Consider the following 18,275-nt stretch of genomic DNA (forward strand, 5'->3'; position numbering starts at 1 on the left):
GTGGTGAAGATGATCCTGCTGCGGCACGCCGAGTCGCTCGGCAACGTCGACGAGCTCGCCTACACGCGGATCCCCGACCACGCGCTGCCGCTGACGGCCAAGGGCGAGCGGGAGGCCCGCGCGGTCGCGCCGGAGATCGCGCGGCTGCTCGACGGGACGCGGCCCGCGGTGTACGTCAGCCCGTACCTGCGCACCCGGGAAACGTTGCGGCTGCTGGACATCCAGGCGTCCTGCGAACGGCTCGTGCAGGAGCCGCGGCTGCGCGAACAGGACTGGGGCAACCTGCAGGACCCGGCCGACCAGGAGGTCCAGAAGGCGCGGCGGCACGAGTTCGGGCACTTCTTCTACCGGCTGCCGTTCGGCGAGTCGGGCGCGGACGTCGACGACCGTGTCGCGGCGTTCCTCTCGGACCTGCGACGGCGCGAGGAAAGTCACCCGGAGACGGTGCTGATCGTCTCCCACGGGCTCACGCTGCGGCTGCTGTGCCGACGGCTCTTCGGCTGGAGCATCGACCTGTTCGAGTCCCTGTCCAACCCGGCGACCTGCGAATACCGCGTCCTTTCCGAGTCCGACGGCAAGTGGACGCTGGACCGCCCGTTCGCCCAGTGGCGAGACTCACCCGACGGGGAAACCCAGCTTTAGCGGCGCGGTCAGCACGACGCGGGTGCCGTGGCCGGGCGCCGAGTCGATGCGCGCGGCGCCGTCGATCTCGGCCATCCGCGCGTGGATCGAGTTCTCGATGCCGAACCCGGCGCGGCGCGCGGCGAGGTCGAAGCCGGTGCCGTGGTCGCGCACGGACACCGTGACGACGCCTTCGCGCTCTTCGAGGCACACGACGGCCTTCGCCGTCCTCGCGTGCTTCAACGTGTTTCGCAGTGCCTCGCGGGTTGCGTCGTGAAGGGCGTTGACGACGGCTTCGGGGACGTCGGTGGGCTTCGCGAGCACGACGAGGTCGACGCGGAGGCCGTCCGCCGTCATCTCGACGGCCAGGGCGCCGAGGCGGTGTTCGAGCCCGCCCGGCTCGGCGGGCGCGTCGCCGTCGAGGCTCAGCCGCAGGCGCAGGGCGTGCGCGCGGGCGGTGCGGCGGACCTGGTCGAGGCTGCCGCGCGGGTCGAGCGCGTCGCCGGGTGCGGGCAGCGCGAGGGACTCCATCACCTGCAGGACGGTGTCGTGGACGTCACGGCGGTGGCGTTCCCGCTCGGCGGCCCGGCCGCGCTGCTCGCCCAGCCCGAGGGCGAATCGCATCGACCCGGCGACGAGCAGCACGATGGCCAGCGCCGTCACCGCGGCCGCGACCAGGGCGAGCAGGATCCACGTCGCGGGCGCCGAGGTGCCCGAGACCGCGGCCATGCCGTACCGCAGGAGCAGCGCGCCGGCGATCGCCACGGCGCCGGCGGGCGCGCCCCGGAGCAGGGTCCAGACCATGACCGTGCCCATGATGTTGGGCCAGGCCAGGGTCAGCAGCTCGGGTGAATGCGCCGCGAAGACAGCCGCGGCGAAGCTCGTCATGAGCGTGTACGCGGTATCGGCGGCCAACACCGGCCGGATCCCGGTGGCCCGGCGGAAAACCCAGGCCACTTCCAGGAGGTTCGGCACCAGGTAGAGGCCGACCGCACCCCAGAGCACCGGCGCGCTCAGCGGTCCGCCGGACCAGACGGCCTGCAGGAACAGCGCCAGCCGGAACGCGACCGGCACCAGCACGAGCCGCGGCACGGCGTCCCGCACGAGCGTCAGGCCGCCCCACCGCCCGCTTACGCCGGCGAGCGCCCCCGCTCCGCCGAGCAGCACAACCCTCACGACGTCCTCCCCGGATCAAGGCGCCCCCGCCTTGATCAGCCGACCTGAAATTGAAACGTCGCCGTATTCATTTCAGTTTACCGACGGGGTTCAGCTTGCCTCTTGCACCAGGAGACTGTCAACGCCCGGGCCGTGGTGGAAACGCCGGTTGCGGCACGGATTTCGTGCCCGGAACGGCTACCGGCTGATCATCGCCTCCGCTTCCTCCCGCCGGCGCGACCGCCGGGCGGCGACCGCGGCAGGCAGGATCAGTGCGGCCACCACCGCGACGAAGACGAACGCCACGGCGTAATCCGTCGCCTGCGCGATGCCGCCGACGATCGGCGGGCCGCCCAGGAAACCGGTGTAGGCGACGGCGGTCACGAAGCCGATCTCGCGCTCGCCGCCGGTGCCGTCACCGCGCTTCCCGGCGTCGCCGGCGAGGCTGAGGCCCATCGGGAAGGACGCGGCGAGCCCCGCGCCGGCCAGCGCGAACCCGGCGAAACCGACGGCGGCGACCGGGATGACGGCCGCGGCGACCAGCCCCACGGCGGCGAGGGTGGCGCCCGCGGCGAGGCAGCGGGTCGGGCCGAACCGGCGTTGCGCCACCGGGCCCGCCAGCCGGGTCAGCGCCATGACCAGCTGGAACCCGGCGAAGGCGAGGGCCGCGGTGCCCTGGCCGACCCCGCGCTCGGCCGTCATCAGCAGCGCCGACCAGTCCGACGCCGCGCCCTCGGCGATGGCCGAGCACAGCGCGACCGCGGCGAGCAGCCACAGCACCGGCCGCCGGATCGGTGCCCGCGTCGGCGTGACCACGGGTTCTTCGGTGTGCTCGGGGCGGATGCCCGGGACGGCCCTGATGACCAGGGCCAGCACCACGACCGCGACGACGGCGGCGACGGTGAGGTGCCGGGCCGGCGACCAGCCGTGGCCGGCGGCGAGGCCCGCGGCCAGCGAACCGGTGAGCGCGCCGAAGCTGAACCCGGCGTGGAACACCGACATGATCGGCTTGCCGAGCCGCCGTTCGACAGCGACGCCGGCGACGTTCATCGCGACGTCGAGCATCCCGACGCTCGCGCCGATCACCAGCAGCGCCCCGGCCAGCAGCGGCACGGTGGGCGCGAAGCCGACCAGCACCAGCGAGCCGGCTGCCATCGCCGTGCTCCCGGCGACGACCGCTCGGGCACCGGCCCGTTCGATCAGCCGCCCGGCCACCGACGCGGCGGCGAGCATGCCGACGCTGGCGCCGAGCAGGGCCAGGCCGAAGACCCCTGGCGAAGCGTGCACCTGCGCGGTCAGCGCGGGCGTGCGCGACGCCCACGAGCCCAGCGCGAGCCCGTTGAGGGCGAACACCGTGAACACGGCGGTCCGGTCCCGCATGGATTCCCCTTTCGTGGCTCCAGCGTGACTGAAGCGCTTCAGAAAGTCCACCGCGCGCTGGCTAGACTGCGCGGATGACCCGGCGCCGCCGTCCCACGCTCGACGACGTCGCCGTCGCCGTCGGCGTCTCACGCGCGACGGTGTCGAACGCCTACAACCGGCCCGACCAGCTGTCCGCGCGGCTGCGCGACGAGGTCCTGCGGGTGGCGGCCGAGCTGGGCTACCCCGGTCCCGACCCGACCGCGCGGAGCCTCGCGACCAGCCGGACCGGCGCGATCGCGGTCCTGCTGGACACGTCGTTGTCGATGGCGTTCGCCGACCCGGCGCTGTACCTGACGCTGGACGCGCTGGCGAAGGTGATCGACCCGCACGGGCACGCGCTGCTGCTCCTGCCGGGCGGGCCGCCCGCCGAGCGGGTCCTCACCGCGCAGGCCGGCATCGCGATCGCGTATTCGCTGCCCGACGGGGCGCCTTCGCTGGCGGCGGCGCGCACGCGGGGGTTGCCGCTGGTGGTGATCGACCAGCCGCTGCTGCCGGACACGGCGCGGGTCGGCTGCGCGGACCGGCTCGGGGCGGCGCTGGCCGCGCGGCACCTGCTGGAGCTGGGGCACCGGCGGTTCGGGATCTTCGCCGCGTGCAGCCACCTCCGGCCTGGTGGCGGCCGGTTGACCGCGTCGGAAGCGGCGGCCGCGCCCTTCCACGACGTCCGCGAACGGCTGGGCGGCTACCTGGACGAGCTGGGGTCGTGCGACGTCGTCGTCGAGGAAGCCGCCGGGCTCAGCGCGGAGAGCGCGATGGCCGGGGCGTTCGCGCTGCTCGGGGCGTCGCCGCGGCCGACGGCGGTGCTGTGCATGTCCGACCAGCTGGCCCTGGCTGTCCTCGCGGCGGCGCGTGAGCTGGGGATCAGCGTGCCGGGCGAGCTGTCGGTGGCCGGCTTCGACGACAGCCCGCCGTCGTCTTGGTCGGCACCGCCGCTGACGACGGTCCGGCAGGACCTGGCGGCGAAGGGGCGGATCGCCGGGGAACTGGCGCTGGGCCTGCTGGACGGCGGGGCGGTGCCGGCACCGGTCGAGGTGCCGGTTTCACTCGTCGTACGCGGCAGCACGGGCCCCGCGTAGCACCGTCCCCACCTTTCCGCAAGGCCGCTTTCGGATCTGTGGACAACCATTCCCGTTGCCGGGCAGTTGTCCACAGAATCGAAATTGCGGGCTGACAGATCCCCCGCCGCCCGCCAATCTGGAATCACAGTCCACCGCGGCCCGGCCGCGATTCCGGAGGGAAATCCACCATGTCTTCACGTCGTCTTCGTTCCCGCCTGCCGCACATCGTTGTTCTGGCCGTCGTCGGCGTGCTGACCAGCGTCGGAGCGGCGCAGGCGAGCACCGATCCGGGCTGCCGCAAGGGTGAGTTCTGCGTGTGGCCGTCCGACGGCTACGGCGGTCAGATCCAGCGGTTCGACCTGCGCACGGCCAATACCGAAGAATGCCTGCCACTGCCCGAAGGATTCGACGGGTCGTCGTTCGCGAATCTGATGACCCGCGACGTCACGGTGTACCAGGACGAGGAATGTTCGACCGAGGGCGACTTCGTCACCTATCCGGGTGGCGGCACGTACGTCCCGAACGCCCCGTTCCTGGTCCGCGGCATCCAGATCTGGGAGTAGCCGGATGACCCGGGCCCGCGTCGCCGCCCGCTCCAGGAGTGAGCCGGCTCGCGGCGGCGGCCGGACCCGACCGGGGCCGCTCGCCCCGAAGCGGCCCCACCCGTGGGCGCGCCTCCCAGCGGCAGGGGCGCGCCCACGGGCCCCGGCTCCCGATGCAGCGGGAGCCGGATTTCGACGGCGAGACACTGCCTCAGCCACGTTCCCGACGCGGCGGAGGTCCGGGCGTGCGGTCACCCGCCACGGCCGGAGCGACGGCGGACAGAGCAAGAGCCTTCTGATCTCTGGATAGCAGGTTCGGATCCGCCAGGGAACCCCGGAGCCGTTATCCGACCCGGAACAAGAGGAGCACGGAGTGTAATCATGCGGTGGCCGTGACGGCGTCAGCGCCGAAGTTCCCGATTACGTCGAACGAGACCTGAAACGATTGGCCGGTGTCGAACGATCGAGAGGTTGGCGACGACTAAGCTGCCGGTGCCGGGCGACCGGCACGATCGGCAGCAGGCCGTCGGCGCGGGCCCTCGTAGCTCAGCTGGATAGAGCAAGAGCCTTCTAATCTCTAGGTCGCAGGTTCGAGTCCTGCCGGGGGCGCCACCAGGGAAGACGCCGTGCGCAGCCGCACACGGCGCTCCCCTGGCCGACGTCACGGCTCCCGCCGTCTCTCATCCCACTGTGGACGGTGACCGGGCACAGTCGTCGCCGGTGCCGCAGTGAGGAATCCGCGTCACGCAAGCGGCCGACTGGCCCAATCCGCTTCCTCGCTTTTCCTTCCGAGACCATCTTGTGATCCAGGCGACCGAATCCGCCCGATCACGCTGCCCGCAACCGGCCGGTCACGCGCAGCAATAGCTCGCGACGCGTTGCCCCGTCCGGCTCATTCCCCTGGAGAATCCCGTGCCCAAGCCCGAACCCGAATCCCGAGACCACCGTCGACGCACGAACAACGCCGCACGGCCGATCTTCGCCGAAGCCCGGCGGATCGGCCTCGTCCAGCGGCACCTGAGGAAGCTCCACCACCTGGCGACGCGCACCGGACCACCGCCGACGGCGGGCAGCGCACCGTCCACACGGGAGATGCCGCCCCGCACTCCGCAGACGCAGGACGGCTCGCGACCGTCCACACCGGAGGCCGCCTGACGAGACGGTGCCGCACGCCGGCGTAACCACGGCCCGCTTACCTCATCGGCGGCACCGGCACATCTTCCATCTTGCTCTCTTCCGCCTCCGAGCGGCGAACCCCTGCTCGGATCCCCTGAAGGTGGTATTCCGCGGCCGGAAACAGCATGATGGAAGAACACGGCCCGCCCGGGCCGACGAAGGCGGAGGACGTCCGGTGTCGGATTCGATGGGGAGAAAGCTGCTGAACGCCGTCGAGCGGTCGGCGGGCTACAGCCACAGCGGGTATCTGCTGAACGGCCTCACCGGACCGGGCCCGTTCGCCGCACCCGCGTTCCTCGCGCCCGTCTGGCACCCGGACCTGCGGCTTTCCCCTGCACTGAGCCGCCACGAACGCGAGACGTTCGAGCGCATCACCGCCTGGCTGCGCTAACACGTCGCAGCGCGTCGGCCGCCTTCTCACCACCTCAGGCGGCCCGACCTGCGCCGACCCGGGCCTGGGTCCGCTGCACCACCTCGGCCGGAGCCGATGCGCTCTCGACTCGGTCCCCACCCACCTGCGCCGACAATTCACGCCACCTCGCGCCGCCAGCCCCCGCACCACTTCCGCCGAGGTCAGCGGCACCACACCGCCTGCGGCGCCGACCACTCACACCACCCCGACCGCCACCTCGCGCCGCCAGCCCCCGCGCCATTTCCGCCGAGGTCAGCAGCACCACACCCCCTGCGGCGCCGACTACTCACGCCACCTCGACCGCTACCCCGCGCCGCTAGCCCCCCGCCACATCGGCCGAGGTCAGCAGCACCGCCCCCTACCGCGCCGACCACTCACACCACCCCGACCGCCACCCCGCGCCGCCAGCCCCCACGCCACACCGGCCGAAGTCAGCGCCACCGCCCCCTACCGCGCCGACCACTCACACCACCCCGACCGCCACCCCGCGCCGCCAACCCCCCACGCCACACCGGCCGAAGTCAGCGCCACCGCCCCCTACCGCGCCGACCACTCACACCACCCCGACCGCCACCCCGCGCCGCCAACCCCCGCGCCACATCGGCCGAGGCCAGCGGCAGCGCCCCTTGCCGCGCCGACTACCTACGCCGCGAGGCCCTCGCCTACCACGGTGGTCGAGCCGGTAGCGGCGTTCGACTGGCCGCATACCGCGGTCCCGTAACTCATCAGCCGAACCGGGGCCGTCAGGAGCGCTGGCTCGGCCCCACGGCCCGGCTGCACCGACTGCTCACGCCCGAGGTCCTTCCCGACCACAATGTCCGAGCCGGTCGCGGCGCTCGGCCGGCCGCACACCGCGGTCCCGAAGTCCATCAACGCCAGCCAGGGCAGTCACGAGCGCCGGCTCGGCCCCCGCGGCCCAGCCGTGCCGAAAGCCCTCGGCCGCCTTCCTCGCCACCACGTGCCGCCGGCCCCTGCGCCACCTCGGCCCTAATCGACTGCGCCACCTCGGCGCAGGTCGACCACGTGCCGCCGGCTGGTCAAGCCGCCTCGGCGGCTCCCTCCGTCACCAACTCCGCCAGCTCCTCCGCCACCTCCGTCGGAGTCGGCTCGGCCGCCAGCTCGGCCGCCAGTGTCCGGGCCGCGCGGCGGTAGGCCGGCCTCTCCAAGATTTCCGCGCACCGCCGGGCGATGGCTTCCGGGGCTATCTCGTCCGGCAGGAGCCGTACGCCTGCGCCCGCGCGGGCTATCGACTCGCCGTTGTCGAACTGGTCGTCGAACACCGGGAGGACCAGCTGGGGCAAGGCCGCCTCGATCGCCGTCAGGGCCGTTCCCTGGCCGCCGTGGTGGATGACCGCGTCGCATGCCGCGAAGACCGGGGACAGGGGCATCCGGCCCACGTGGTGGACCGAGCTCGGCAGCGGGGGCCAGCCTGCCGCGATGCGGTCGTCCACCGCCACCACCAGCTCCACGTCGAGGTCCGCCAGTGCGGCCACGATGTCGGCCACGCTCTCCGTCACCTGGCTGCGGCCCGTGCGCGGGACCACCGTGCCCAACGTCAGGCACACCCGGGGCCGCCGTCGCCGGCGCAGGACCCAGTCCGGGACGCGGGCCTCGCCGTTGTACGCCAGTGGCCGGATTCCCCGGTGGCCCGCCGCGTGCGGGAGGCGCAGGGACGGGGGCCACGGGTTCAGGACCGCCGACGGCCGCGGGATCACGTCCAGGCCGCGGGCCGCCAGCTGGCACGACAGCTCCGTCGCCGCTCCCCGGCGGTACTCCGGCAGGGCCGCCACTCCCCAGTGCAGCTCCACCCGGGGAATGCCGAGGCTCCACGCCGCGATCGGGCCCGCGAACTCCGCGCGCTCGCTGACCACCACGTCCGGGCGCCACGCGCGCAGCACCACCGACGTGCCCGGCAACGCTCGCGCGGCCATGCGGCCGAACACCCGGCCGTGGCCGTGCGCTGCTCCGCCAGGCCCTCGCTCGGGCGGTCGTCCGCGACCAGGTCGGCGAAGCGCTCCGCCGGGCCCGACGACGTGCCCGGCAGGCCCGACCCGAGCACCGTCGGGACGAAGTGCTCGGCGCTCAGCACCAGCACCTCGTGCCCCGCCGCGCGGCACGCCCACGCCAGCGGGACCAGCGGGAAGAAATGACCCGGCAGGGCCACGGTCGTGAACAGGATCCGCACAACAGCCCCCAGGCGCGGTTCAGTACGTGACGACGGCGCGGAACCGCACCTCGCCCTTGCCGACCTTGCGGACCGCCTCGGCGATGTCCTCGGCCGCGAACGTCTCCACCAGCGGCTTCACCTTGCCCTGCGCGACCAGGTCCAGCGCCTCGCGCAGGTACTCCGTGCCGTTGTGGGTCGCGCCGATGATCCGCTGGCCCAGCCCGAAGAACGGCAGCGTGGGCGGCAGCGTGAAGGGCTCGGTGACGTCGATGCCGGCCAGCACCAGGCGGCCGTCGACGTTCAGGCCGGTCATCGCGTCGGCGGCCGCGCGGTAGGACGTGCCCGTGACGAGCACCACGTCGGCGCCGCCCGCCGCACGCAGCTCCTCGCCGTTGGAGACCACCGTGCTCGCACCCAGCTCGCGGGCCAGGTCGTGCTTCTCCGGCGAGCTCGACACCGCGATCGTGTCGAAGCCGCACGCGCTCGCGTACTGCACCGCCAGGTGGCCGAGGCCGCCGATCCCGACCACCGCGACGCGCTCGCCCGGCTTCGGGTCGGCCGAGCGCAGCGCGCTCCAGCTGGTGTACCCCGCACACAGCACCGGGACCGCGAGTTCCGGGGACAGGTGGCCGGGGATCAGCACCGTCTGGTCGGCGGCGACCACCATGTACTCCGCCTGTCCACCTTGGACGGTGAAGCCGGTGGAAACCGGCGCTGCGCAGGCGAACGCCGCGCGCGCCGACAGCGGGAGGCCGAGCCGGCAGTAGTCGCAGCTGCCGCACGTGCCCCGGATCCAGGTGGTGCCGACGACGTCGCCGACCTGGCGGCTGGTGACCGCGTCGCCCACCGCCACCACCTCGCCGACCGGCTCGTGCCCGGGGATCGCCGGGTCGAACGCCGGGAACGGCAGCATCCCCTTGGTCACCAGGACGTCGTTCGAGCAGATCCCGGACGCGCGGACCCGGATCAGCACGTCGGCCGGGCCGGGCTCGGGGGTCGGGACCTCCCGCAGCTCCCAGTCTTCGTTGACCCCGGGAATCACCGCTGCCTTCATGACCATCATCCTCACTCCGACGCCGGGACGCTTACCGACAACGGTGCCAGAGCGGCGCCGCGGCGCCGTCTTCCCGGCTGCGGACTTCAGGCCGCGCGCGCGACGCGGGTGCGGCGGCCGGTGCACTCGCGCACGGCCGAAATCACCCGGTCGACATCCGTGTCGGACAACGACTGGTGCATCGGCAGCAGCAGCGTCTTGGCCGCGGCCGCTTCGGCCCCCGGGAGCACGGCGGCCGAGCCGTACGCCGGCACCTGGTGCAGCAAGGGGTAGCGGAACGTCGTGTAGACGCCGAGCTCGTACAGGTCGCGGGCGACCTCGTCGCGGATGCCGCCCTCGAACTGGAGCCAGTACATGTAGTACGACGACGTGTGACCCGCCGGGAGCGGCGGCGGGACGCGCAGACCGGCGACGTCCGACAGGCCGGCGTCGTAGGCCTCCGCGACTTCACGGCGCCGGGCGATGAAGTCGCCGAGGCGGCTCAGCTGGACGTTGCCGATCGCCGCGAGCACGTCGTTCGTGGTGGAGCGGCGGGAAAACGACGTCACGTCGAAGTCCCACCAGCGGGTCTGGGCGCGCATCGCCTGGTCGTACCCGCTGCGCTGCTCCATTCCCAGGTAGGCGATCTTGGGCGCGCGGGCGGCGAGCTCCGGGTCGCGCACGCACAGCATGCCGCCGTCCACCGTGACCACGATCTTGCCGTGGTCGAAGCTCCACACACCGATGTCGCCGAAGGTACCGCAGCTCTGACCGTCCACTGTGGAGGCGATGGCGACCGCGGCGTCCTCGATCAGGTGGATGCCGCGGTCCTCGCACAGCCGCGCGATCCCGGCGACCTCGCCGGGATAGCCGCCGTAGTGCAGGATCAGCACCGCCTTCGTGCGCTCGGTGAGGACGGCCTCGACATCCGTCACGCGCGGGTTCAGCGTGGCTTCGTCGACGTCGCAGAACACCGGGACCGCGCCGCGGGCGGCGATCGCGTTGCCCGCGCCCACGAAACTGGGCGACGGCAGCACGACCTCGTCGCCCGGCCCGACCTCCAGCAGCTCCATCGCGATGAACGTCGCCTCGGTGCAGGAGTTCGTCGACGTCACGTGCCCGGGGTCGACCCCGATGTGCCGCGCGAAAGCCGACTCGAACTGCTGCGTGCGGGCGCCGCGGCCGATCCAGTTGCTCTCGAACACCTCCCGGACCGCCGCGAGCTCCTGCTCGCCCAGTGCCGGCTGCATGACGTTGATCATGGGCTCCATCGGTACTCCTCGGCGTGGCTCGTTCACGGGACAGTCCGGCCGGACAGCTCGCGCTGTCCGGCCGGACCGGGATTTCCAGACCGTCAGGCCTGGGCCGCCTCCGCGGAGGTCTCGCCCTCCGCGGCACCTTCCGGCGCGGCCTCCGGCGGCAAGCCCGTGGGGGGCGCCGGCGGGACCGGGATGTGCCGGAGGGTGGCGAAGGCCAGCGCGGCCAGCGCCACGAACACGACCGCGCAGATGCCGGCCGTGGTGTTCAGGGCGCTGGTGAACGCGTTGCCGGCCGCGGAAAGCAGGTCCTGCGCGACGTTCGGCGGCTGGGAGCCCGCCGCCTGGACCGCGCTGGTGATGCTCTCGCGGGTGGCGTCCGCGGCCGGGCCCGTGACGCTGGCCGGCACGGTCAGGTGGCTGTGGTAGGCCGCCGTCGCGATGCTGCCCAGCGCGGCGATGCCGAGCGCGACGCCCAGCTCACCACCGGTCGACTGCAGCGAAGCCGCCGACCCCATCTTCTCCGGCGGGGCCGAGCCCATGACGACCTTGTTGACCAGGACGCCGATCGGGCTGCCACCGATGAAGATGATGCTCGAGCCGACGATCAGCACCGCCACGCCCGACGTCGTGTCGTACAGGCTCAGCACCACCATGCCGACCGCCGCGACGAGCATGCCGACCATCATGATGATGCCGGGCTTCACCTTGAGCGACAGCGGGTTGGTGACCTGGATGCCGATCACCATCAGCACGGCCGGGATCAGCAGCAGCAGTGCGGACTTCAGGGCCGAGAAGCCCTCCACCTCCTGCAGGTGCTGGGTCACCAGCAGACCCGTGCCGCCCTGGATCGCGGCGAACAGCAGGCCGAGGATCAGGCCACCGGAGACGGCCTTGATCGCGAACAGGCGGACGTCGAGCAGCGGGTTCGCGAGCTTGCGCTGCCGGGTCACGAAGACCACGCCGAAGATCAGGCCGGCCACGGCGACCAGGACCGGGGCGACCGACCAGCCGGAGCGGACGACCTCCTTGAGGCCCCAGATGAACGGCAGGATCGCCAGCAGGGACAGCAGCACGCTGAGCAGGTCGAGCTTGCCCGCCTGCGGGTTCTTGAACTCGGGCAGCAGGATCGGCCCGAACACCAGCACCAGCACCATGATCGGCACCGCGAGCAGGAACACCGAGCCCCACCAGAACGAGGCCAGCAGCAGACCGCCGACCACCGGGCCGAGGGCGATACCGGCCATCATCGAGGTGGCCCAGACACCGATCGCGGCACCCATCTGCTTCGGGTGCTGGAACATGCCCATGATCAACGCGAGCGTCGACGGCATGATCGTCGCACCCGCGATACCGAGCAGGGCCCGGATGACGATCAGCATCTCGGGGTTGGTCGAGAAGGCCGCCACCGCGGAAAGGATGCCGAAGGCCGTGGCGCCGGTCACCAGGACCTTCCGCCTGCCGATCCGGTCACCGAGCGTGCCCATGGTCACCAGGAACCCGGCGATCAGGAAGCCGTAGATGTCGGTGATCCACAGCTGCTCGGTGCTGCTCGCGCCCAGGTCAGCGCTCAGGTGCGGAAGCGCGAGGAACAAGACGTTGATGTCCATCATCGTCAACATCGTGGGGAGGGCGAGCACCGCCAGCCCCCACCACTCCCGCCGCCCGGCCAAGGGCGGCGCGCCGTTACCGGTCACAATTCATCATCCTCTCTCCATCAAAGCCGCCGGCCAACCGAGGGATCACAAAGGCCAGACGCACGAGGCGTTGTGACTTCGAGGTCGGTTCGTACGGTGAGCAACTGTCCCAGAGGCCGATCGTCACGAGCATCTTCCGGAATGCGGTGCGGCGGCCAACGGGAACCGACCCGCCGAAACGTGCGTTCTCCCGGTTTTTCCCCGGGCGTTCCCCGCCCTGACCTGCGGCAGCGAATTCCTGCGGCGGGCCGGGGCGGGACGGCGAAATCAACGGCTCAGATGTATGCGGTGTCCGGTTCCAAACCGCACAGAATACGACCGTACAATTCCGAGGCGGTCGTCGGGTTGATCAGCGCGTGCAGGCTCGCCGCCTGAAGGTCGTGCAGGATGCCCTGGATCGGCACGTGCTGGTAGATCGACGCGCCGCCCGAGCCGGCGGCGAGGATGTCGACGGCTTCCTTGGCCAGCTTGCAGACCGCACCGACGTCGGCGCGGTTGCGGGCGCGTTCCTCGAGCGTCCACGGCACACTTTCGCGCGCCTTGCCGTCCACGGTGGACGTGATCCGGCGGGCGTGGAAGCCTGCCTCGTCGATCTTCTGCGCGGCCTCCGCCACCTGCAGGTGGGTGACCGCCGCGTTCGACTGCTTCTCGTACGCGGTGAAGGCGATCCGGCGGCCGGGCAGCCACTCCAGGAAGTTCTCCATGGCCGCGTTCGCCAGGCCCAGCAGGGTGCCGACGGTGCACGCGCCGGCCACCGGGACCAGCGGGGCGCGGTAGATCGGGATCCGCGCGTTGCGCTCGGACACGCTGTTGCCCTGCACGACCGTCGGCATCGGCAGCGCGCGTTCGGCCGGGACGAACACGTCCCGCGCGACGGTGGTGACGCTGCCCGAGCCCTTGAGGCCGGTGGCGTACCAGTCGTCGACGACCTCCAGGTCCGTGATCGGGACCAGGGCCATCAGCGGGTACGGCTCGCCGCCGTCACCCGGGTCGAGGATGGCGATGACCTCCTGCCAGTGCGCGTGCGGCGCGCCGCTGATGAAGCTCCACTTGCCGTTGATGACGTAGCCGCCGGCGACGGTCTTGGCGAACCCGGTGGGGCTGAGCGTCCCGCACACCCGGACGTCCGGGGTGCTGAACACCTCCTCCTGCACCTCCTCCGGGAACATGCAGACCATCCAGCCCGGGATGGAGTAGACCGAGGCGACCCACGACGCCGAGCCGTCGCCGCGACCGAGCTGGGTGGCCACCTCCATCAGGGTGGTCGTGTCGGCCTCGTACCCGCCGAACCGGGCGGGGACGCGGAGCTTGAAGATCCCGGCGTCGGCGAGCGCGTCGATCGTCTCCTCGGTGAGCCGGCGGTCCTGCGCGGCCTTGCCGGCGTTCGCGCGCAGCAGCGGGACGAGCCCGGTGGCGCGTTCGACGAGCTGGGCCCGGGTCGGTAGTGGGGTGCTCGGCACCTGGACCTCCACGGTGTGACGGGTCTACGGAGGCCCGGCCGGGCGGCTCCGGGCGCAACAGGACGCCGCGCGCGCTGCCGACGGTCGCACCGCCGGGGAAACGCTCGCACCTTGCGGAATGCGGCCGGTGCCGGAGCCGCAATCCGGAAGAGGCGGGACGGGCGGGCGGGGGCCGGAGGCCAAGCGGAGAGACGCGCGGGCGGGCCGCTCCCGGCGACACTGGCGCCAAACCGTCCGTGACCGGAGGATGCGCATGCGAGCCACCATCGACCGACTGGCCGTGCCCGGCGCGAGCCTGTACTACGAGGTCCGCGGCGCCGGCCCGGCGCTGCTGATCATCCCCAGCGGCAACGGCGACGCCGCGCCGTTCGTGCCGATGGCCGAGTCGCTCGCCGACGAGTACACGGTGATCACCTACGACCGGCGCGGGTTCTCGCGCAGCCCGCTCGACGGCCCGGTCGGCGACGACCGGCTCACCGAGGACGCCCACGACGTGGGCGCCCTGCTGCGGCACCTCGCCCCCGGCCCGGCCGCGGTGTTCGGGTCGAGCTCCGGCGCGATCGTCGCGCTCGCCACGCTCGAACGCCACCCCGGCCTGGTGCACACCGTCGTCGCGCACGAGCCGCCGCTGGCGTCGGTGCTGCCGGACGCCGAGCGCTGGCTCGGGTTCTACTCCGAGCTGTACGAGACCTACCGGCGCGACGGCGTCGACGCCGCGCGGAAGGCGTTCCGGGCCGGGATGGGCATGGAGACCACGACGAAACCGCCGCGGCGCACCGAGCTGCCGCCGGCCGAGCTGGCCGAGATGCTCGGGCGCATCCGGCGCAACCACGTGTTCTGGTTCGAGCACGAGCTCAAGCCGTACCCGGCGTACCGGCCGAACCTGCGGCTGCTGAAGTCACTGGCGAGCAAGCTGGTCCTGGCGGGCGGCGACGCGCGCGACACCTTCCCGTACCGGCCCAACACGGTGCTGGCCGAGCACACCGGCAACGCGATCGTGCACCTGCCGGGCGGGCACGTCGGGTACGTCACGCACCCCGAGGCGTTCACCGCGGCGCTGCGGGAGGTCGTCCGGCCCTGATCCGCGCCGGACGAGGGCGGCACTTTCACGCGGAAGTGCCGCACTCCTCCTCGTGCAGGCGCAGCAGCATGTACGACGACACCGTCGTGTTGTCCCGGATTTCCCCGGTGCGGATGAGGGACTCGAACTCCGCGCGCGAGCACCACCGGTGCCGCATGTCCTGCTCCTCGTGCTCGCGGTCCGGCTCGCCCTGGGTCAGGCCGGTCGCCAGGAACACCGTGCACATCTGGCCGCTGGCGCCGTGCCAGGCGGCCAGCCTGCCGATCGGCACCATCGAGGCCGCCCGCAGGCCGGTCTCCTCGGCCAGCTCGCGGTGGGCCAGCTCGAGCGGGTCGCCGCCGCGGCGGCCGGGGAAGCACCCCTGCGGGAACTCCCAGTAGCGCCCCAGCAACGGGTACCGGTACTGGTCCACCAGGTGGAAGCCGTCGTTCTCGCCCGCGATCACCACGGCGAAGTCGGGACGGTCGATCACCGAATAGATGCCGTGCGAACCGTCGGGGCGCTCGATGCCGTCTTCGCGCACGCTCAGCCACGCGTTCTCGTACACCAGCCGGGAGGAGATCTGCCGGATCACCGGGAGATCGGCGGCTTCAGCCATGCCCACCACGATAAGCGCCGTGGCCCGGCCGGGCTTCTCTGGCGGTGCGGCGCAAGCAACAGAGGAGACGCGACCCGCGGCGCGGCGCGCGGACCATGGTCGGCGGGGAGATCCGCGGTCGGCGCGCGTTCGCCCCCGACGAGTTCGTGCAGGACCCGGCCCGTGCGCCCGGTCCCGGAGGCAGTATCACCCGATTGGAGACGCGAATGCGTTTTCTGCCCGACCAAGACCGGTTCCGAGTGGCGGTGATCGGATTCGGCTACGTCGGCTCGTGCATCGCCGCGACGCTGGCCGATCGCGGGTTCGACGTCGTCGGCGTCGACACCGACCCACGCCTGGTGGACGAGCTGGCGCGCGGCCACTGCCGGTTCGCCGAAGAGGGGCTCGCCGAACTGATCTTCCGCGGCCTCGCCGACGGGAACCTGCGCGTCACCACGGACATCGCCGAGGCGGCCGAAGCCGACGTCGTCCTGATCGCCGTCGGCACCCCGGTGCGCGAAGACGGGTCCCTGGCCGAAGAGCAGCTGCGCGGCGCCTGCCGGGCGCTCGGCGAGCACCTGCGGCCGGGACAGCTGGTCGTGCTCAAGAGCACCGTGCCGCCGGGCACCACGCGCGGCATCGTGCTCTCGCTGCTCGAAGAGGAAAGCGGCCTGCTCGGCGGCGTCGACTTCGGGCTGGCCTTCACCCCGGAGCGGCTCGCCGAAGGCACCGCCCTGCGTGAACTGCGGACCTTCCCGATCGTGGCCGGCGGCCTCGGCGCGGAGAGCGAGGCCGCGGCGGAGGCGTTCTGGCGCCGCGCGCTCGGCGTCGAGGTCATCCCGCGGGACTCGCTGGAGGCGGCCGAGATCGTCAAGCTGGCGAGCAACTGGTGGATCGACCTGAACATCGCGCTGGCCAACGAACTCGCCATGTTCTGCGCGCTCTACGGCGTCGACGTGCTCGACGTGATCACCGCGGCGAACACGATCCCCAAGGGCGCGGGCAACGTCAACATCCTGCTGCCCAGTGTCGGCGTCGGCGGCTCCTGCCTGACCAAGGACCCGTGGATGGTGTGGCGCTCGGCCGAGCGCCACGGCCTGCCGATCCGGACCGCGCCCGCCGGCCGGGAGGTCAACGCCGGGATGCCGGAGTACACCGCGCAGCTGGCGATCGACGAGCTGGTGCGCCAGGGCAAGAACCCCACCGGCAGCAAGGTCGCCGTGCTCGGCCTCGCGTTCAAGAACGACACCGGCGACCTGCGGGCCACCCCGACCGCCGGCGCGGTGAAGACGCTCGCCAAGGCCGGGCTCACCGTGTCCGTGTACGACCCGCTGGTCGACCCGGAGGCGGCCGAGAAGCTGTTCGGCGTCCGGCCGGCCGCGAGCCTCGAAGAAGCCGTGCGCGACGCGGACTGCCTCGCGGTGCTGGCCTACCACCGCGACTTCCACGACATCGACTTCGCCGCGCTGCCCGTCGCCCCGAACTGCCTCGTCCTCGACGGCCGCGCCTACTACCCCAAGGAAAAGATCGCCGCGCTGAGGGCCGCCGGATACGTCTACCGCGGCATCGGCCGCGGTGACGCCATCCCGGGCCCGCCGACCGGGACGGAGACCGACCGATGAGCAACCCCCAGCACGCCGTCGTCACCGGCGGCTCCGGCTTCGTCGGGTCGCACCTGGTCGAGCGGCTCCTCGACCGCGGTGACCAGGTGACCGTCCTCGACGTCGCGCCGCCGCGCGTCCCGGTCGAGGGTGTCCGGTACGTGACCGGCGACCTGCGTGACCCCGCGAAGCTGGCCGAGGCGATCCGGCCCGGCGTCGGGGTCGTCTACCACCTGGCCGCCGTCGTCGGCGTCGACCAGTACCTGGCGCGTCCGCTCGACGTCATCGACATCAACTACGCCGCGACGCGGTCCGTGCTCGACCTCGCGCTCGAAGCGGGCGCGAAGGTCGTGCTGGCCAGCACCAGCGAGGTCTTCGGCAAGAATCCCGCGGTGCCGTGGGACGAGGACGGCGACCGGGTGCTCGGTGGCACGTCGCACGACCGGTGGTCCTACTCCTCCAGCAAGGCGCTGGCCGAGCACCTGACGTTCGCCTTCGCGCGCCAGCGCGGGCTCGAGGCGACGATCGTGCGCTACTTCAACGTCTACGGCCCGCGGCAGCGGCCCGCCTACATCGTGAGCCGGTCGATCCACCGCGCACTCAACCGCCGGTCGCTCGTCGTCTACGACGAGGGACGGCAGACCCGCTGCTTCACCTACGTCGACGACGCGATCGAGGGCACGCTGCGCGCCGCCGACCACCCGGGCTCGTCCGGGCAGGCGTTCAACATCGGCAGCATGGTCGAGACCACCGTCGGCGAAGTGGTCCGGCTGGTCGGGGAGCTCACCGGGACGACGGAGATCCTCGACGTCGACACGGGAGTCAAGCTCGGCGCGTCCTACCAGGACCTGCCGCGGCGGGTGCCGAACAACGCCAAGGCGGCCGAAATCCTCGGCTGGCGCCCGGAAACGGCGTTGCGGGACGGGCTGATCAAGACCGTCGAGTGGGCACGCGGCGCGGACTGGTGGCTGGCGCAGGACGACAAGGGCGCGGAGTGAGGATTCGATGACCACCAAC

16 protein-coding genes, 1 tRNA gene and 1 pseudogene are annotated in these 18,275 nt (G+C 72.3%); 9 read left to right on the plus strand and 9 right to left on the minus strand.

Translation table 11 applies throughout. From position 1 onward, the window contains the following. Positions 1-3: 3 nt before the first annotated feature. Positions 4-642, plus strand: a complete 639-nt coding sequence (locus HUT10_RS15870; protein WP_176171917.1) for a phosphoglycerate mutase family protein — start codon at positions 4-6, stop codon at positions 640-642. Here the strand turns inward: HUT10_RS15870 and HUT10_RS15875 are convergent. Together HUT10_RS15875 and HUT10_RS15880 are read right to left on the minus strand one after the other, a co-directional pair. Further along, positions 616-1,797: a sensor histidine kinase gene (locus tag HUT10_RS15875; protein ID WP_254896893.1), complete on the minus strand. Its 1,182-nt coding sequence runs from the start codon at positions 1,795-1,797 to the stop codon at positions 616-618. The two genes, HUT10_RS15870 and HUT10_RS15875, sit on opposite strands and share 27 nt — an antisense overlap. Positions 1,798-1,974: 177 nt before the next feature. Beyond that, the gene (locus tag HUT10_RS15880; RefSeq protein ID WP_176171918.1) at positions 1,975-3,156 is read right to left on the minus strand and encodes an MFS transporter; all 1,182 of its coding nucleotides are present in this window, start codon (positions 3,154-3,156) and stop codon (positions 1,975-1,977) included. A gap of 74 nt (positions 3,157-3,230) precedes the next feature. On the opposite strand from HUT10_RS15880, the gene HUT10_RS15885 reads away from it, so the two are divergent. From HUT10_RS15885 to HUT10_RS15905, 5 genes are all read left to right on the plus strand, one after another. Further along, complete coding sequence (locus tag HUT10_RS15885) at positions 3,231-4,274, plus strand: LacI family DNA-binding transcriptional regulator (protein WP_176171919.1); 1,044 nt, start codon at positions 3,231-3,233, stop codon at positions 4,272-4,274. Between the two features lie 170 nt (positions 4,275-4,444). Then, on the plus strand, positions 4,445-4,819 hold the full coding sequence (locus HUT10_RS15890; RefSeq protein WP_176171920.1) for a peptidase inhibitor family I36 protein: 375 nt from the start codon (positions 4,445-4,447) through the stop codon (positions 4,817-4,819). Positions 4,820-5,333: 514 nt separating this feature from the next. Then, a tRNA-Arg gene (locus HUT10_RS15895) sits at positions 5,334-5,410 on the plus strand. 300 nt (positions 5,411-5,710) lie between these two features. Next, entirely contained in the window at positions 5,711-5,953 is a 243-nt protein-coding gene (locus HUT10_RS15900; protein WP_176171921.1) for a hypothetical protein, read from the plus strand. Between the two features lie 196 nt (positions 5,954-6,149). Continuing rightward, a complete protein-coding gene (locus tag HUT10_RS15905) occupies positions 6,150-6,365 on the plus strand; it encodes a hypothetical protein (RefSeq protein ID WP_176171922.1) in 216 nt (71 codons plus the stop codon). Positions 6,366-7,423: 1,058 nt separating this feature from the next. On the opposite strand, the gene HUT10_RS15910 is transcribed toward HUT10_RS15905, so the two are convergent. From HUT10_RS15910 to HUT10_RS15930, 6 genes and pseudogenes are all read right to left on the minus strand, one after another. Then, the gene (locus HUT10_RS15910) at positions 7,424-8,317 is read right to left on the minus strand and encodes a nucleotide disphospho-sugar-binding domain-containing protein (protein WP_176171923.1); all 894 of its coding nucleotides are present in this window, start codon (positions 8,315-8,317) and stop codon (positions 7,424-7,426) included. Positions 8,318-8,385: 68 nt separating this feature from the next. Beyond that, positions 8,386-8,571, minus strand: a pseudogene (locus tag HUT10_RS52220) (hypothetical protein); the annotation flags it as partial. Between the two features lie 19 nt (positions 8,572-8,590). After that, complete coding sequence (locus HUT10_RS15915; RefSeq protein WP_176171924.1) at positions 8,591-9,607, minus strand: alcohol dehydrogenase catalytic domain-containing protein; 1,017 nt, start codon at positions 9,605-9,607, stop codon at positions 8,591-8,593. An 86-nt stretch (positions 9,608-9,693) separates the two neighbouring features. Then, positions 9,694-10,857 (minus strand): DegT/DnrJ/EryC1/StrS aminotransferase family protein, encoded by a 1,164-nt coding sequence (locus tag HUT10_RS15920; RefSeq protein ID WP_176171925.1) that lies wholly within the window; start codon positions 10,855-10,857, stop codon positions 9,694-9,696. 83 nt (positions 10,858-10,940) lie between these two features. Then, a complete protein-coding gene (locus HUT10_RS15925; RefSeq protein WP_176171926.1) occupies positions 10,941-12,539 on the minus strand; it encodes an MFS transporter in 1,599 nt (532 codons plus the stop codon). 275 nt (positions 12,540-12,814) lie between these two features. Next, on the minus strand, positions 12,815-13,999 hold the full coding sequence (locus HUT10_RS15930; protein ID WP_176171927.1) for an acyl-CoA dehydrogenase family protein: 1,185 nt from the start codon (positions 13,997-13,999) through the stop codon (positions 12,815-12,817). A gap of 253 nt (positions 14,000-14,252) precedes the next feature. Here HUT10_RS15930 and HUT10_RS15935 point away from each other — a divergent pair, with 253 nt between their 5' ends. Then, on the plus strand, positions 14,253-15,080 hold the full coding sequence (locus tag HUT10_RS15935; RefSeq protein ID WP_254896894.1) for an alpha/beta fold hydrolase: 828 nt from the start codon (positions 14,253-14,255) through the stop codon (positions 15,078-15,080). Between the two features lie 25 nt (positions 15,081-15,105). Here HUT10_RS15935 and HUT10_RS15940 read toward each other — a convergent pair whose 3' ends face one another. Further along, positions 15,106-15,678 (minus strand): NUDIX hydrolase, encoded by a 573-nt coding sequence (locus HUT10_RS15940; protein WP_176171929.1) that lies wholly within the window; start codon positions 15,676-15,678, stop codon positions 15,106-15,108. A gap of 206 nt (positions 15,679-15,884) precedes the next feature. On the opposite strand from HUT10_RS15940, the gene HUT10_RS15945 reads away from it, so the two are divergent. Both HUT10_RS15945 and HUT10_RS15950 read left to right on the plus strand, forming a co-directional pair. Further along, positions 15,885-17,279 (plus strand): nucleotide sugar dehydrogenase, encoded by a 1,395-nt coding sequence (locus HUT10_RS15945; protein WP_217709613.1) that lies wholly within the window; start codon positions 15,885-15,887, stop codon positions 17,277-17,279. Next, positions 17,276-18,256 carry an NAD(P)-dependent oxidoreductase gene (locus HUT10_RS15950; protein WP_176171930.1) on the plus strand — a complete coding sequence of 327 codons (981 nt, stop codon included), beginning with the start codon at positions 17,276-17,278 and terminating at the stop codon, positions 18,254-18,256. The genes HUT10_RS15945 and HUT10_RS15950 overlap by 4 nt, the downstream gene beginning before the upstream one ends. The last annotated feature ends 19 nt before the right edge of the window (positions 18,257-18,275 follow it).

Source organism: Amycolatopsis sp. Hca4 (assembly GCF_013364075.1).
GTDB lineage: Bacteria > Actinomycetota > Actinomycetes > Mycobacteriales > Pseudonocardiaceae > Amycolatopsis.

Coding starts and splice junctions, on each gene's coding strand:
- HUT10_RS15880 (WP_176171918.1), bottom strand. CDS start 3,156: ATGCGGGACCGGACCGCCGTGTTCACGGTGTTCGCCCTCAACGGGCTC.
- HUT10_RS15885 (WP_176171919.1), top strand. CDS start 3,231: ATGACCCGGCGCCGCCGTCCCACGCTCGACGACGTCGCCGTCGCCGTC.
- HUT10_RS15890 (WP_176171920.1), top strand. CDS start 4,445: ATGTCTTCACGTCGTCTTCGTTCCCGCCTGCCGCACATCGTTGTTCTG.
- HUT10_RS15910 (WP_176171923.1), bottom strand. CDS start 8,317: ATGGCCGCGCGAGCGTTGCCGGGCACGTCGGTGGTGCTGCGCGCGTGG.
- HUT10_RS15915 (WP_176171924.1), bottom strand. CDS start 9,607: ATGAAGGCAGCGGTGATTCCCGGGGTCAACGAAGACTGGGAGCTGCGG.
- HUT10_RS15920 (WP_176171925.1), bottom strand. CDS start 10,857: ATGGAGCCCATGATCAACGTCATGCAGCCGGCACTGGGCGAGCAGGAG.
- HUT10_RS15935 (WP_254896894.1), top strand. CDS start 14,253: ATGCGAGCCACCATCGACCGACTGGCCGTGCCCGGCGCGAGCCTGTAC.
- HUT10_RS15940 (WP_176171929.1), bottom strand. CDS start 15,678: ATGGCTGAAGCCGCCGATCTCCCGGTGATCCGGCAGATCTCCTCCCGG.
- HUT10_RS15945 (WP_217709613.1), top strand. CDS start 15,885: ATGCGTTTTCTGCCCGACCAAGACCGGTTCCGAGTGGCGGTGATCGGA.
- HUT10_RS15950 (WP_176171930.1), top strand. CDS start 17,276: ATGAGCAACCCCCAGCACGCCGTCGTCACCGGCGGCTCCGGCTTCGTC.